Raw genomic sequence first — 15,780 nt, forward strand, 5'->3', positions numbered from 1 at the left:
ACCGCGCGTAAACTAACTCCGATTAGGCTGTGTCAGAAACTTTAACTGACAAACTCTTTAAGCGGTAACGCAACTGTTTCCTTAATTGTCGAAACTACAATGCGGGACTGAACATCTGAGACCAGAGCGTTGTCCAGAAGTTTCAAGCGAAGGAAATCGTCATAGGACTTTATATCTGTGGCGACCACTTTGATGAGATAGTCCACTGCGCCGGTGATGCGTTCGCATGTAACAACTTCGGGCCATACCCCAATAAGCCTGTCGAATGTTTCCATGTTCTCGCGGCTGGGCACAGTGAGCTTAACAAAGGCATATGCGAGAAAGCCAAGACCGACTGCTTCGCGATCAACCAGAGCTGCTGTCTGTTTGATCACTCCAGTCTCTTTGAGTTTCTTAATTCGCCTCCAGCAAGGAGTTTGGCTCATACCGGCTTCTTTGGCGATATCTGCGATGGATTGGGATGCATCTTTTTGCAGAATGCGCAGAACTCGGATGTCGGATGGGTCCAATAAGGAATTTTCGCTCATATGCCCTCTTAGGAATAATTTTTCGACTGAGTACGTATTTGTCGGTAGGATAGCACAGAAAGCACGCAAAAAAAGGATCACTATGGGCTAGGACGAAAGAATTGGTTTTGGCGGGGGGGACCGTCCACAGCATGATGGGAGAGGAGCTCATTGAATGAATGTAAGTGTGCCACCGATCAGCTTACATGATAAATACACAGCTGAAACAGGCAATGTTTACCTGACCGGTATTCAGGCACTGGTACGACTGGCGTTGGACCGCGGTCGTTTGGATCGAGCTAACGGATTGAAAACAGGCGGTTTTATCTCAGGATACCGCGGTTCTCCAATCGCTGGCTACGACACGGAGCTTCAAAGATCACGTCAATATCTTGATCCGCTGGATATTCAGTTTCAACCGGGAGTGAATGAGGAACTGGGTGCAACAGCGGTTTGGGGATCGCAAAAAGTTCGGCAGCACGGAAAAGGTTCTGCCTATGATGGTGTCTACGGCATCTGGTACGGGAAGGCGCCAGGTGTTGATAGAGCCGGAGATGTGCTGCATCAGGCAAGTGCTTCTGGAACCGACCCAAATGGCGGTGTTGTGGCGCTTGCTGGCGATGACCATCTGGCAAAATCTTCCATTTTGCCGGCACAAAGCGAGTTTTTCTTCCAACACGCAGAAATCCCTGTTCTCAACCCGGCTGACATTCAGGAAGTGCTAGATTTTGGTCTGCACGGGTTTGAGATGTCGCGTTACACCGGTCTGTGGAGTGCATTGATTTGCCTTGCAGATACGATGGATGCATCTGGTGTTGTTTCCGTAGACCCTCAGCGTTTGTCATTCTCACGCCCCGCTGCGTTTGATCCGCGCAAGAATGCGGAGTTGAACCGGGTGCTTTTGCTCGGCAACCGTCTGGAAACGGAGCGTTTGCTGCGTGATATCCGCATGCCAGCGGTTCTGGCCTATGCCAAAGCGAATCGTCTGGATCATGTAGCCTATGGAGCGCAGAAGCCTCGAATCGGCATGGTTGCCACAGGTAAGGCGTTCCGTGATCTGTGTCAGGCATTGCGTCTGATGGGTATTACGGATCGGCGTGCCAAGGAGATCGGGCTTGCGGTTTATAAGGTGGGTATGCCTTATCCGCTGGAGCCAACAGCGTTTTCAAGCTTTGCGCGCGGTGTTGAGAAGATTCTGGTTGTTGAACACAAGCGTGCGTTCATCGAACCACAGATCAAAGAGATTGCTTATAACTGGCCAAGTGATCAGCAGCCGCAGATCCTTGGAAAGAAAGATGCGCAGGGTGAGCCATTGCTCTCTGATGTGCTGGAGCTTTCCATTGATGAGATGATCCGCGTGATTATGAACTTCCTGCCTCGGGAGTACATCAATGACGAGATGCGGTCTGTTGCTGATTCCATGATGCGCCAGCAAATGTGGGCGCAGGGACATGGCGAGCTTGCTGCTCGTTCTCCGTTCTTCTGTTCTGGTTGCCCGCACAACACGTCTACCGTGGTGCCTGAAGGGTCTCGCTCTATGCCGGGGATTGGTTGTCATGCCATGACCGAGATTAATGGCCGGACGACTGATGGTCAGATTGCTATGGGTGGTGAGGGCTCGCTGTGGGTTGGACAGGCGCACTTTGCCCGTGATGAGCATGTGTTTGCGAATATGGGTGACGGAACTTACTTCCACTCCGGTATTCTGTCGATCCGACAGGCTGTGGCGGCGCGTGTGCCGATTACCTTCAAGATCCTTTATAATGACGCTGTTGCGATGACAGGTGGTCAGGAGATCGATGGATCGCTGACGGTTCCTCAGCTTCTCAATCAGCTTCATGCCGAAGGTGTTGAGAGGGTGGTTCTGCTCTCCGAGCATCCTGATGATTATCAAGGGCGTCAGGATCTGGCACTGACCGAGCCTGTGCATCACCGCGATGATTTGATGAAGGTGCAGAACGAACTCAAAGAGTTCAAAGGCGTTTCAGCGATCGTGTTTGATCAGACCTGTGCTGCTGAGAAGCGTCGTCGGCGTAAGAGAGGATTGTATCCTGATCCGGATCTTCGCTTGTTCATCAATGATCGTGTCTGTGAGGGCTGTGGTGACTGTTCTGTACAGTCCAACTGTCTCTCCGTTGAGCCCGTTGAGACGGTGTTTGGTGAAAAGCGCCGCATCAATCAGTCGTCCTGTAACAAAGACTTTTCCTGTGTGAAGGGTTTCTGTCCATCCTTCGTTTATGTGAAGGGCTCCAAGCTGCGTCAGGCCAAGCCAGCGGACTTTGCGCTGGATGAATACGTGAAGCAGTTGCCTGAAGTTCAGCTTCCTTCGCTTGAGAACACTCGCAACCTGCTGGTGGCTGGTATTGGCGGCATGGGGGTGACGACCATTTCCGCTATTATTGCGATGGCAGCACATATTGACGGCATCAAAGCATCTACGCTGGATATGACTGGTCTTGCTCAGAAGGGTGGTCCTGTGACCTCTCACGTGCGTTTTGCAGCAGCAAGCGACACGATTGAGGGACCACGTGTTCCGCCTGCACAGTTGGATGTGCTCATTGCGAGTGACATGCTGGTTGCAAGTAAGGCTGAACAGCTGTCGCTTTATCACAAGAGCAGAACGCATGGTTTTGTGAACACAAACGTCACGCCGACTTCAGAATTCGTTATGAAGCAGCAGCTGTCGTTTGATGAGCACAAGATGAAACGAACGCTTGAGCAGGGTACGCTTGATCTGAGAGCACATGATCTGGCGAATATCGCTGAGAAGCTGCTTGGTGATGCGATTTACACCAATATGATGCTGATCGGTCTGGCTTATCAGGCTGGCACACTGCCAATCTCAGCACAGTCGATTGAGAATGCCATCTCATTGAATGGTGCTGCGGTTGAGAAGAACATCAATGCCTTCCATGCAGGTCGTGTTCTTTACTCCAACCCAGATGCGATCTTCGCAGTGCTTCCACGTCAGGAAGCCGTTGCGGTGATGACGCTGGATGAGAAGATTGCTTTCTTTGCCAAGGAGTTGACGGCTTACCAGAACAAATCCTACGCCAATAAGTATCTCGATAAGATCACCGAGATCCGTGCGAAGGACGAGGAGTTTGGTCCGGGTTCTCTTGAGATCACCCACACTGCCGCTGAGATGCTTTATAAGGTGATGGCTTATAAAGATGAGTACGAAGTGGCGCGTCTTTATAGTGAGCCTGAGTTCCGCAAGAACCTGGAAGCTCAGTTTGCAGATCCAGGTGAGTTGCAGTTGATGCTGGCGCCGCCATTCTTGCCTAGTAAGCCTGATCCAAAGACTGGGCGCCCGCAAAAGCGGGCCTTTGGTCCTTGGATTTTCAAGGCATTTGAAATGCTTGTCTCACTCCGTAGTTTGCGTGGAACAGCTCTTGATCCGTTTGGGTATGCACGTGAACGGAAGGAAGAGCGTGCATTGATCAAACAGTACCGTGATGACCTTAGTCTTGCCTGCGGAAAGCTGGGAACGGCAAATTATGGTCTCCTGCGTGAGTTCTTGAATTTGCCTGATTCTATTCGCGGCTATGGTCCGATCAAAGACGAGAACATGCGGCTTGCGCAACTACGGCGCGAAGAGCTGCTTGGTCGACTTGAGGAAGATCCAACCACGGTGACCTTCAAAGAAGCAGCCGAATAACATCCAGTTATTGGCGGAAAATCAACAAATGCCGATCCCTATGGGGTCGGCATTTTGTGTTTCAAGTCACAGTTACGTGACCTTTTTCTTGCTATGCGGTTTCCTACGGGCAGCTATCTCGATTTTCTCAAAATTCGAACTTGTCTTTTTTTTGGTCTTCCTCTAAAACCGACTGGACGGTACAAAAACCGACTGGACGGTACAGAAACCGACCAGACGGTACAAGGCTCCGAGAGTGGAGAGGGATACCAACGTGGAAACAACAGCGGAACATATTCTGGATGCAGTCGAGCGTCTGGTTTGCATTGAAGGGACGCGCAAGCTGACCATTGATGCCGTGGCGGCTGAGGCCGGTATGTCCAAAGGCGGAGTGCTTTACAATTTCCGGAGCAAGCAAGAGCTTTTGCTTGGGGTGATCCGCCGGGTTGTGACCGAAGTTCGGGAACGGACTTACGCGTTGAGTGACAAGCTGACAGAGCAGGGGGTGGCCTGCCCAATTTTGAGGGCAAGCTTTCAGATCTATAAGGAATATAGAGAGAAGACCGCACCTAAAGCACTGTTTGCTCTTGCTGCCCAAGAGCCTGAATTGGTTGCTGAATTTCAGGATATGAGCACTGAGTTCGGTCGAGCAATCAGCAGTGAGATTAGTGACCCGGTGTTGGGGCACATGTGTTTGCTCATTATTGACGGACTTTATTATCGCCAGGCTCTGGACATTGAACACTGCAGTGCTGGTGAAATCGATGAACTTATTGATCGCGTGTTGGAAATTTCCTCCCAGAACTCCCGACACGCAGTATTGAACGCTGAAGCTGGAAACTAAGGTAAAATGCAGAAAATAAGCGGAAAAAGTAGAATAGGACGCCTGGGCGCGCCTATTTTTGTTGGGGCACTTGCTCTGCTGCTTGCAAGCTGTCAGGAGCAGGAAATCGCGGAAGCACCTAAAACGGTAGCGCCGCGCCCAGCTCGTGTCATGGTCGTTTCTGAGGTTGATGATCTCTTCACACGTAATTTCACAGGACGTGTTGATGCGGTTCAGACCGTTGATCTGGCATTCCGGGTATCCGGCCAGCTTGTCGAACTACCAATCGTTGAAGGACAGCGCATTGCAAAGGGCGATTTGATTGCTGCGCTTGACCCAACTGATTATGAGAACGCTCTTCGTGAAGCTCAGGTCAACTACGAGCAAAAGAAGAAAGACCTGCAGCGCTTTGAAACGTTGAAAGACAAACAGGTTATTTCTGAAGGTCAGTACGATAACGCAAAAACTGCATTTGACCTTGCTGAAGTGACCCTTGATCGTGCCAAGCAAAACCTTGGTTACACAAAGATTGTGGCCCCATACGACGCAATTGTTACTTCCCGTACGCTCGACAACTACGCGATCATCAATGCTGGTACCAGCATCGCACGCGTACAGGACGTGAGTGAAGTTCGCATCGACATCAACGTACCAGAAACACTGTTTGCTCAGGCAACAGAGTCTTCCGTGCTGAAAATGACCGCTGAGTTCCCATCTCATCCGGGCAAAGTGTTTCCGCTGGAATACCGCGAGCACAGCACTGAAGCTGACATGGTTGCACAGACTTACCGCGTGACTTTGGCGATGGACAATGATGCTGGCTTTAACATCATCCCTGGCATGACTGCGAGCGTGAAAGTGAAGCTCAACAGTCTTGATGCAGCAGGTGCTACTGCGTTCTTCGTCCCAACTTCTGCTATCGGTTCTGCGCCAGACAAGAGCTCTTACGTTTGGGTTGTTGATGAGAGTGAAAAGCGCGTTGGTCGCCGTAAGGTTCTACTCGGTACCGTACTGGGTGGTTTCATTCCGATCCTCTCCGGCCTGAAGGACGGCGAAATGATCGTGACAGCAGGTGTGAGCCATCTGAGTGAAAACCAGCAGATCGTGCCAAAGCTGTAAGAGTAGCGTCTAGGAGTTTTTGAAATGGATATTGCACGCTACTCAATTGAGAAGCCGGTCAATGTCTGGATGGTTGTCCTGATTGCTCTTCTTGGTGGCATTTGGGCTCTAGGCGGCATTGGACGACTGGAAGATCCGGCATTTACAATTAAAGAAGCGCAGGTGATCACCTCCTATCCGGGTGCGAGCGCTGCGGAAGTAGAAGAAGAAGTTACTGAACGGCTCGAAAGTGCCATTCAGCAGATGCCTCAGCTGAAGGAAGTTCGTAGTACCTCTGAACCGGGTCTCTCCCGTATTCAGGTTGAGATGAAGGACATCTACGATGGTACTGAGCTGCCACAGGTGTGGGATGAGCTGCGTCGTAAAGTGAACGACGAGATGCCGAACCTGCCAAGCGGTGTTCGCACTCCGATTGTTTACGACAGCTTCGGTGATGTGTTCGGCATGTACTATGCCCTGACAGCTGATGGATACTCCAACCGGGATATCCGTAAGACCGTCAAGGAACTGCGCCGTGAACTGCTGACTGTCGACAACGTTGCGAAGGTTTCCATCCTTGGTGCGCCTGAAGACGAGATCGTCATTGCGATGGATCAGGACCGTCTGGCACAGCTGGGTATCACCATTGCTGACGTGCAGAACGTGCTGAATGCAGAGAATGCTATTCAGGCGAACGGTACCACGGTATCCGGTGATCTGCGTATTCGCATCTCAACTGTTTCCGCTTTTGACAGCTACCGCAGCATTCAGGATCTGGTGATCGGTAATCCGGGTTCTACTGCGATGGTGCGCTTGTCTGATGTGGCTACGCTTTCTGTCGAAGAGCCTGAGAACAAGTGTTCTGGTTCGTCATAACGGACAGCGCGCTGTTACTCTTGGTGTAGCTGCTGTTGAAGACACAAACATTGTGGCTGTTGGTCAGGGCGTTGAAGCGCATCTGAACGAGCTGCGTGCGAACCTGCCAGTTGGCATGGAAATCATCCCGATCTACGAACAGCACCGTGTGGTTGATCAGGCTGTTGGTTCCTTCGTATGGAACCTTGTGATGTCTGTTTCCATTGTGATTGTGGTGCTCGGCATCTTCATGGGCTGGCGTGCTGCTGTTGTGGTGGGTTCTGTTCTGCTGCTGACCGTGCTTTCAACTATCCTGCTGATGAAACTTGGTGGTATTGAGCTTGAGCGTATTTCGCTTGGTGCTCTCGTGATCGCCATGGGTATGTTGGTAGACAACGCGATCGTTGTTGCTGAAGGTATGATGATCAACATGCAGCGTGGTATGCGGCCTATCAAAGCTGCGTCGACCGTTGTTGAGCAGACCAAGTGGCCGCTGCTGGGTGCAACTGTTATCGGCATCATGGCGTTCTCAGGTATCGGTCTTTCCAGCGACAGTACGGGTGAGTTCATGTTCTCCCTGTTCGCGGTTGTTGGCATTTCCCTGCTGATGTCCTGGCTCTTTGCGATCCTCGTTACACCGCTGTTTGGTAAGTACTTTTTCAAGATGGCGGCCATCACTGGTGACGAGCATGATCCGTACCGTGGTGTTCTTTATACCCTGTTCCGTAAGATCCTGGTTCTGACCCTGAAACTGCGCTGGTTGTCTCTGGCGGCTCTTATTGGTGTAACTGTAGTTTGCTTCTGGTCCTTCCAGTTTGTTGGAAACTCCTTCTTCCCGAACTCTGCAACGCCGCTGTTCTACGTGAACTACTGGCTGCCGCATGGTACCGACATTCATGCGACTGCGCGTGATATGGAGAAGCTGGAGAACGAGATCCTGTCTCTGCCGGGTGTTGTTTCTACCAATACCTTCATTGGTCAGGGTGCGACCCGCTTCATGCTGACATACTCTGCTCAGGATGGAAGCTCCAACTATGGTCAGGTGATCGTACGCACTGAGAATACTGATATCATTGATGATTTGGCTCTGAAGATCCGTGAGTTTGGTGTTCAGGAGCTGCCTCAGGGACAGGTTTATACCGAGCGTCTGGTGTTTGGTCCTCCGTCTGGTGCTGATGTTCAGGCGCGTATTACGGGTCCGGATGCGGATGTTCTGCGGGCGATCTCTGAAGAGATGATGGCGATCTTTAAGGATCCTCAATATCGCTTGAGTGATGTACGTACTGACTGGCGTGAGCGTGAGTTGGTGATGCAGCCGAAGTTCGACGAACAGCGTGCGCGTATTGCTGGGATCACTCGTCAGGATCTGTCTACTGCAATCCAGTTTACCTCTGACGGTATCCGTGCTGGTAGCTATCGTGATCTGGATGAAGACATTCCGATCATCGTGAAGCGTCAGCGTGGTGAAGGTGAGACTGCCTCTGAAGCTCTTGTAAACACTCTGGTTTGGAGTTCTCAGCAGCGCAAGTACGTGCCGATTGATCAGGTTACCTCCGGTATTTCTACCGTGGCTGAAGATACTCTGATCCGTCGGCGGGACCGCGTGAAGACGCTGAGTGTGCTTGGTGCAAGTGCGCCGGATGAGTTGGCGTCGGTTGCTCATGCCCGAATTCGGGGGGCGATTGAGGCTGTTCCGCTGCCGGATGGGTATTCCATGGAGTGGGGTGGTGAGTACGAAAACTCTCAGGATGCGAATGAATCGCTGGGGAGTAAGGTTCCAGTCACCTTCCTTGTGATGATTGTTATCTCCATCCTGCTGTTCTCTAAGGTTCGGGAACCACTCATCATCTGGCTGATCGTACCGATGTCTGTCAACGGTGTGGTGATTGGTCTGCTGGGTACAGGTTTGCCGCTGGACTTCATGGCGATCCTTGGTGTGCTGTCTCTGTCAGGCATGTTGATCAAGAACGCGATCGTGCTGCTGGAAGAGATCGACCTTCAGCTTGAAGAAGGTGGAGACCGGTTTGACGCTGTGGTTCGTGCGAGTGTGTCTCGTCTGCGTCCGGTGTCTATGGCGGCGATCACGACGATCCTTGGTATGGCTCCGCTGATTGTTGATCCGATGTTCGCGAGTATGTCTGTGACCATTATGGGTGGTCTGGCGTTTGCGACGGTGTTAACGCTGATTGCTGTTCCGCTGCTGTTCATCATCTTCTACCGCATTCATCCAACAAAGGGTGCAGGTAAAGGTGAAGCAGACAAGCCTCTGAAAAAACTGGAAGAAAAAGTTTCTGACGGTCAGAAGGCTGAGCCGGAACCGGCATAAGAAAAAGGTCTTCCCGGTTATCTAAAACCGGGAAGACCTCCGAGATACGCAAAGGGCGGCGTATATTTACCGCAACACTCCGTCCTTTGCTCCCCCGCGTCGCCTCTGCCCCCAACACCAGAGGCGGCGCATCTTTTTTGCCTTTCGGCACTTATTCAAGAGAGCAAAACTGCCTTGAATACCGGCTCCCACCCCTGGTGAGCTCGATCCAAAACTCCAGCACATTATACCGGTTTGCGTCGATTTGCGTTGTTTTGCGCAAACTTGCGTTTTTATGGGTTTGCTTGCGTTGCTATGTGAGCTTTACCTTAACGGAAATATCAGGATACGGAATTCAAATCTACCGTGATCCGTGTTGGCTCTTCCATGTTGGTACTGTGTCACCAGGGTACTCCGTCGCGTTGTAGACGCCGCGAGCGATAGCTCTGGAGACAGTCTGAGCGGCGTAGGCGCCGAGTTCGAGCAGTTCGACCATCGGGTCTTGCATCTTGCGTTTGCCGGTTGAGATCACGAAGAGCAGGTCACCATCCATTGGGGTGTGGCGCTGGCCAGAGGGCGCGGGCATAACCGTCGTGGGCGGCGGTGGCGATGCGCTTGGCTTCGGACTTGGTGAGGATCAGATCAGTGGCAACGATGCCGATGGTGGTGTTGGTGTTCGGGGACAGATCGATTGTGCCCAGAGTGAACTTGGTTTGCACGGTGCGGTCCATGCCCGGCATTTCTGCTGGCCAGCCGAGACCGCCGAATTCCCCGTTTTGCTCGCTTGGAGCGGCCCAGAAGTATGGCGTGTCGCCGATGGTGGGGCGGCCTAATGCGTTTACCGCGATGAGGGCACCAACTGTGCCGCCGCGGGGCAGGGAGAGGGAGGCAGAGCCGAGGCCGCCTTTGAGGTCTGCGGTGGTGGCGCCAAAGCCTGCGCCTGCTGAGCCGAGCTCAAAATCGTCACCAGCGTTGTCGACCGCTTCGATGCCCATCTCACGGTAGACTGGTTTTCTGCCCCAGGATTTATCCCCCCGTTGAGGAGATCGAATAGAATAGCTGTGGGGGTAATTGGAATGACTGCACTGCCAACTTTGAAACCTTTGCCGAGTTCTGCCAGTCGCACCTGTGCGCCGCTGCCTGCATCCAGCCCGAATGCGGAGCCGCCGGACAGCACGAGGGCGTCGATGGCGTTGACGGTTTGCTCTGGTTCCAGAAGAGCGATATCGCGCGTGCCTGGAGCGCCGCCCAAAATGGCGACGGACGCAACGGCCTGTTCGTCGGGTATGAGAACCGTGACACCGGACTTGGTCTTTTCGCAATGGGCATTGCCGACCTTCAATCCCGGAACGTCGGTTATCAGATTGCGCGGTGCTGGTGTCATCGTTTTTCCCTAAATCAATGTCGAAATATGCAGATGCACAACCGCGACAGGTCCATCGCGATTGGTGCAGAAAATTCTTTTATTGCTGTAGGCCTGGTTCCGAAATGGGAACTTAGGACCAAATTCAGACGGAATGATAGTTCCGATCAAGGTAGATCAGAGCAGGTGCAAATTCACCCAGACGTGCTGCGACCACCTCGCCGAATATAACAGAGTGCGTGCCAACTTCAGTCACTTCTTTAATGTGGCAGTCAAAGCTGACGCGTGCGCTCTCCAAAATCGGGCTTCCTGTTGCCAGAGTGCCCCAGCTTCCTTTTGCGAAGCGTTCTTCCATTGACAGGTCGCCCTGACCTGCGAAGACGTTGGAAAGATCAGTGTGGTCATGAATGAGTGTGTTGATGGAAAAGACGCCGTTGTCTTTGACGATCTGATTCACCTTTGCGCTGCGGTTGAGGCAGACGAGCAGGGTGGCCGGATCATCTGACACAGAGCAGACAGATGAAACTGTTGCGCCAACGCGACCGGCAGAACCGGCACTGGCAAGCAAGTGAACTGAAGCGCCTAAACGACTCATTGCCTCTCTAAATTCATGAGAGGCCAGACTTTTGCTCGTATTATCAGCGGGCGCCATTGTTAAAGCTGTCGTCATCCAGTTCGTTCCAAGATATTCCCACAGATATGATCTGTGTTTCACACTGTACAATATTCATTAGTACTTTTCAGTCGCCCAAAAACGACAGGTATTTCAATTAGAGTAGTTATAGCCATTTGCTGAGAAAAGCTAGTTCTACTGCTAAAAACTGATTAATATACCGAGGGCTTCCCTCTCGTTTTGGAGCCGTGATTTGCTGATACGGAATTTTAGTAGAAATTAGAAGGCTCAATCGTGCCTTCGCGAGCTGGCAGATTGGAAATCTTCAAAAAATCCCGGGTACCATCTTGCAGTTTTTGTCTGGATATGGTCAGTATACATCAGCTGTGATATATTACAGAATAGGGAAGAGGCATTCTACGGATGAGAAATATTCACGCATTGGTTGTGGTGCTCTGATCTCAGAGCCTGTCCTAGCGGATTGTCGGGAGTAGGAATAAGTCCAGATTTTGGGTTCTATGAAATAAAAATGCGTTTGCGGCGCATAAAGAATAGGAAAATTCCAAAATACGGACTTATAAGTATGGGTAATATACTTACAGGTCGGCTTACCATAAAATATTGGGGTCTGAATTCGGAGGCATTCAGACTGGACAGCAACTAAAAGCTGATCTCATGCGGGGAACAAAATAAAACATGGATTACTTTCTCCAACAACTTATCAATGGTGTGACGCTTGGGTCCATTTATGGGCTCATCGCCATTGGCTATACAATGGTCTATGGCATTATCGGCATGATTAACTTCGCCCATGGCGATATCTTCATGGTCGGATCTTTCGTTGCACTTATTCTAATTGTTGCACTTGGCATTACTGCCGCTACACCGGTGCTTCTTTTGATTTTGGCTCTGGCCCTCGTTCTTGTGGTGGCCATGGCTCTGACTGCTGTTTGGGGGTGGACAGTAGAACGTATTGCCTATCGGCCTTTGCGTGGCTCATTCCGCCTTGCACCGCTGATTACTGCAATTGGTGCATCAATTGCTCTTCAGAACTTTGTTCAGGTTTCTCAAGGCGCGAAAAACAAACCACTTCAGCCGCTGATTTCGGGAGGATTTCAGCTGACTGATGGTGGTGCTGACGGCTCTGGCTTTATCGTCAACCTGTCTTACGTGCAGATCCTGATTGTGGTGACCACCGTCATTCTGATGGTTGGGTTTACTTACCTCATCAACAATACAAATCTTGGCCGTTCGCAGCGTGCCTGTGAGCAGGACCGTAAGATGGCAGCGTTGCTTGGCGTGAACGTCGACCGCACCATCTCGCTGACCTTCGTCATGGGTGCTTCTCTGGCAGCTGTCGCCGGTCTGATGTTCCTTCTCTATTACGGCGTTGTTGACTTCTACATTGGCTTCCTTGCTGGTGTTAAGGCGTTTACCGCTGCGGTGCTGGGTGGCATTGGCTCCCTGCCGGGCGCGATGCTTGGTGGCCTGTTGATTGGCCTGATCGAGACATTCTGGTCCGGTTACTTCTCAGTTGAGTACAAGGACGTGGCCGCATTCTCGATCCTCGCGATCGTGCTCATCTTTATGCCGGAAGGTCTTCTCGGCCAACCTGAGGTGGAGAAGGTATAATGCAAGCAAGACAAAGAGATAGCTTGCTTGTTGCAAGCCTGAAAGACAGTCTGGGTGGTGCGGTTATTACCTTCGCACTGGCCTGTGTCATGGTGGGTCTCAAGGTTGATGTTGCCTCTGGCCGTGGTGCCGAACTCTTCCTTGAACACCGCTGGCTGGCGGTTGCCACCGCTGTGATTGTTGTGTTCGCCGGTCGCTTCCTTCTGAACATGTTCTTCTGGAAGCGCGAAGATGCACCAAGCATCGGGATTTCCGGGTTCCTGCCAAAAGGTGGTTTGGGTACCGGCAGTGCGAACATGCTGAAATACGGCATGCTGGTGCTGGCTGTTGTGCTTCCGTTTGCGTTGATGTTCTGGCTCGGTTCCCGTGGCTCCCGTCAGTACATTGACCTTGCCATCCTCGTGCTCACCTACGTGATGCTGGGATGGGGCCTGAACATTGTGGTTGGCCTTGCTGGTCTTCTGGACCTTGGCTATGTGGCCTTTTACGCGGTGGGTGCTTATTCCTACGCGTTGCTGGCGCACTACTTCGGCTTCTCCTTCTGGATCTGTCTTCCGCTGGCCGGTATTCTGGCTGCGTTCTGGGGCATCATTCTGGGCTTCCCGGTTCTGAGGCTTCGAGGGGACTACCTTGCCATTGTGACGCTTGCGTTTGGTGAGATTATCCGAGTGGTTCTGCTGAACTGGTACGAGTTTACCGGTGGCCCTGATGGTCTTTCCGGCATTCCGCGCCCAAGCTTCTTTGGTCTGGAGTTCACCCGTGGTGAAGGCGGTTTTGCTGACTTCTTCGGCCTGAAGTACAACAGCATCCATCGCATTATCTTCCTGTACTACCTCATCTTTATCATGGCGATGGTCACCAACTTCGTGACTATGCGGTTGCGCAGAATGCCGATTGGTCGTGCATGGGAAGCGCTGCGTGAAGATGAGATTGCGTGTCGTGCGCTTGGCATCAACACCACCAACACCAAGCTGACAGCGTTTGCTCTTGGCGCGATGTTCGGCGGGTTTGCTGGCTCCTTCTTCGCAACACGTCAGGGCTTTATTTCTCCTGAGAGTTTCACCTTCCTTGAATCTGCGATCATTCTTGCGATCGTGGTGCTGGGTGGTCTCGGTTCGCAAATGGGCGTTGTGATTGCGGCAGTTGTGATGATCGGCGGTTTCGAGTTCTTCCGTGAGTTTGAAGAATATCGCATGCTTGTCTTCGGTCTGATCATGGTTGTCATCATGGTCTGGAAGCCTCGTGGGCTTGTTTCCAGCAGAACGCCGAGTGTGGCACTTTCCAAAAACGCAAAAGGTATATCTGCCGATCTTGTTCAGGAGGGCCACGGATGAGCACCTGGGACAACAACCCTGTTCTGAAGGTCGAACACCTGACCATGCGCTTTGGCGGTCTAACCGCTGTTGGTGACCTGAGCTTCAATGTTGGGCGCGGTGATATTACTGCGCTTATCGGACCGAACGGTGCGGGTAAAACCACAGTGTTTAACTGCATCACCGGGTTCTACAAGCCGACTGAAGGTCGTCTGGTGATGAACCGCTCCAACGGAGAAAAGCATCTTCTGGAGCGCAAGCCGGACTTCAAGATTACGGCTGAGGCCAAAGTTGCCCGTACCTTCCAGAACATCCGTCTGTTTGGCGGTATGACCATTCTGGAAAACCTGATGGTGGCGCAGCACAATCCGCTGATGGTTGCTTCCAACTGGACGATTGGTGGTCTGCTCGGTCTGGGCGGCTACAAGAAGTCCAACGTGGATGCGATTGAGACTGCCAAGTACTGGCTGGAGCGGATCGATCTGATTGATCGGGCTGATGCGCCTGCTGCGGACCTTTCCTACGGTGATCAGCGCCGTCTGGAAATTGCCCGTGCCATGTGTACCGGTCCTGAGCTTCTTTGCCTGGATGAGCCAGCTGCTGGTTTGAACCCGAAAGAGAGCTTGGAGCTGAACACTCTGCTTCAATACATCCGTAAAGAGCATGACACGTCTGTTCTGCTGATTGAGCATGACATGTCTGTTGTGATGGAAATCTCCGACCACGTTGTGGTGCTGGATTACGGCGTGAAGATTTCTGATGGCACCCCTGAGTTCGTGAAGAACGATCCGCATGTGATTGCGGCTTACCTGGGTGTTGAGGATGATGAAGTTGATCAGGTTGAAGAGGAGGTGGGCATCGTATGAGCGCACAACAACCACTCCTGAGCATTCGCGGTGTTCAAACTTTCTACGGCAAGATTCAAGCGCTGCATGGTGTTGATCTTGATGTGTATGAAGGGGAGATCGTTACGCTGATTGGTGCCAATGGTGCCGGCAAATCGACCCTGATGATGACCGTTTGCGGTACGCCGCAGGCCCGTCATGGCTCGGTGTCGTATTGCGGTGAGGACATCACCTACAAGCCGACCTTCGAGATCATGCGCACTGGCATCGCTCAATCTCCTGAAGGGCGCCGTATCTTCCCACGCATGACGGTTCTGGAGAACCTGATGATGGGCGGCATGGTTGCTGGGAACGAGCACTTTGAAGAAGACTTGCGCCGTGCGTTTGAGCTGTTTCCGCGTTTGAAAGAACGTCAGCAGCAGCGCGGTGGGACGCTTTCCGGTGGTGAGCAGCAGATGCTGGCGATTGCCCGCGCGCTGATGAGCCGTCCGCGTCTTCTTCTGCTGGATGAGCCGTCTCTGGGTCTGGCACCGATTATCGTGTCGCAGATTTTTGAGGCGATTGCTGAGCTGAACCGGACCGATGGTCTGACCGTGTTCCTTGTTGAGCAGAATGCGTATCACGCGCTGAAGCTGGCTCACCGGGGCTACGTGATGGTCAACGGCACAATCACCATGACCGGCACAGGTAAGGAGCTTCTGTCTCGTGAAGAGGTGAAAGCGGCTTATCTTGAAGGCGGCGCACATTAGAGCATGGCTATGACAGATGAAATTTTGAGAGATGCTCT

Annotated in this window: 11 protein-coding genes and 1 pseudogene; 9 read left to right on the forward strand and 3 right to left on the reverse strand. The window is 52.1% G+C overall.

Annotated elements, in window-relative coordinates; genetic code table 11:
- Positions 1–41 precede the first annotated feature (41 nt).
- Positions 42–527: an Lrp/AsnC family transcriptional regulator gene (locus JCM12308_RS02705; protein WP_008547660.1), complete on the reverse strand. Its 486-nt coding sequence runs from the start codon at positions 525–527 to the stop codon at positions 42–44.
- A 154-nt stretch (positions 528–681) separates the two neighbouring features.
- On the opposite strand from JCM12308_RS02705, the gene JCM12308_RS02710 reads away from it, so the two are divergent.
- The 5 genes from JCM12308_RS02710 (at position 682) to JCM12308_RS02725 (ending at position 9,248) form a co-directional block, all read left to right on the forward strand.
- Positions 682–4,167: an indolepyruvate ferredoxin oxidoreductase family protein gene (locus JCM12308_RS02710; RefSeq protein ID WP_054782775.1), complete on the forward strand. Its 3,486-nt coding sequence runs from the start codon at positions 682–684 to the stop codon at positions 4,165–4,167.
- A 253-nt stretch (positions 4,168–4,420) separates the two neighbouring features.
- The gene (locus tag JCM12308_RS02715; RefSeq protein ID WP_008547377.1) at positions 4,421–4,990 is read left to right on the forward strand and encodes a TetR/AcrR family transcriptional regulator; all 570 of its coding nucleotides are present in this window, start codon (positions 4,421–4,423) and stop codon (positions 4,988–4,990) included.
- Positions 4,991–4,996: 6 nt separating this feature from the next.
- Positions 4,997–6,088, forward strand: coding sequence for an efflux RND transporter periplasmic adaptor subunit (locus JCM12308_RS02720; protein ID WP_054782776.1), 1,092 nt, complete (start codon positions 4,997–4,999; stop codon positions 6,086–6,088).
- A gap of 24 nt (positions 6,089–6,112) precedes the next feature.
- Entirely contained in the window at positions 6,113–6,943 is an 831-nt protein-coding gene (locus JCM12308_RS32085) for an efflux RND transporter permease subunit (protein WP_208978202.1), read from the forward strand.
- Entirely contained in the window at positions 6,888–9,248 is a 2,361-nt protein-coding gene (locus JCM12308_RS02725) for an efflux RND transporter permease subunit (RefSeq protein WP_208978203.1), read from the forward strand. The genes JCM12308_RS32085 and JCM12308_RS02725 overlap by 56 nt, the downstream gene beginning before the upstream one ends.
- A gap of 340 nt (positions 9,249–9,588) precedes the next feature.
- On the opposite strand, the pseudogene JCM12308_RS02730 reads toward JCM12308_RS02725, so the two are convergent.
- Positions 9,589–10,611: pseudogene (locus JCM12308_RS02730) on the reverse strand (P1 family peptidase).
- Positions 10,612–10,735: 124 nt separating this feature from the next.
- Positions 10,736–11,185 carry a flavin reductase gene (locus JCM12308_RS02735; RefSeq protein ID WP_008547823.1) on the reverse strand — a complete coding sequence of 150 codons (450 nt, stop codon included), beginning with the start codon at positions 11,183–11,185 and terminating at the stop codon, positions 10,736–10,738.
- A 714-nt stretch (positions 11,186–11,899) separates the two neighbouring features.
- Between JCM12308_RS02735 and JCM12308_RS02740 the strand changes: the two genes are divergently transcribed.
- Genes JCM12308_RS02740 through JCM12308_RS02755 form a run of 4 tightly spaced genes read left to right on the forward strand, consistent with a single transcriptional unit; the run spans position 11,900 to position 15,742 of the window.
- The gene (locus tag JCM12308_RS02740; RefSeq protein WP_008548160.1) at positions 11,900–12,835 is read left to right on the forward strand and encodes an ABC transporter permease subunit; all 936 of its coding nucleotides are present in this window, start codon (positions 11,900–11,902) and stop codon (positions 12,833–12,835) included.
- On the forward strand, positions 12,835–14,169 hold the full coding sequence (livM, locus tag JCM12308_RS02745) for a high-affinity branched-chain amino acid ABC transporter permease LivM (protein ID WP_054782777.1): 1,335 nt from the start codon (positions 12,835–12,837) through the stop codon (positions 14,167–14,169). Before JCM12308_RS02740 ends, livM begins: the two co-directional genes overlap by 1 nt.
- A complete protein-coding gene (locus JCM12308_RS02750; protein WP_014286419.1) occupies positions 14,166–15,014 on the forward strand; it encodes an ABC transporter ATP-binding protein in 849 nt (282 codons plus the stop codon). Before livM ends, JCM12308_RS02750 begins: the two co-directional genes overlap by 4 nt.
- Positions 15,011–15,742 carry an ABC transporter ATP-binding protein gene (locus JCM12308_RS02755; RefSeq protein ID WP_008547419.1) on the forward strand — a complete coding sequence of 244 codons (732 nt, stop codon included), beginning with the start codon at positions 15,011–15,013 and terminating at the stop codon, positions 15,740–15,742. Before JCM12308_RS02750 ends, JCM12308_RS02755 begins: the two co-directional genes overlap by 4 nt.
- Positions 15,743–15,780: the final 38 nt, after the last annotated feature.

Origin of the sequence: Pseudovibrio denitrificans JCM 12308 (genome assembly GCF_001310815.1) — a bacterium.
GTDB classification, from domain to species: domain Bacteria; phylum Pseudomonadota; class Alphaproteobacteria; order Rhizobiales; family Stappiaceae; genus Pseudovibrio; species Pseudovibrio denitrificans.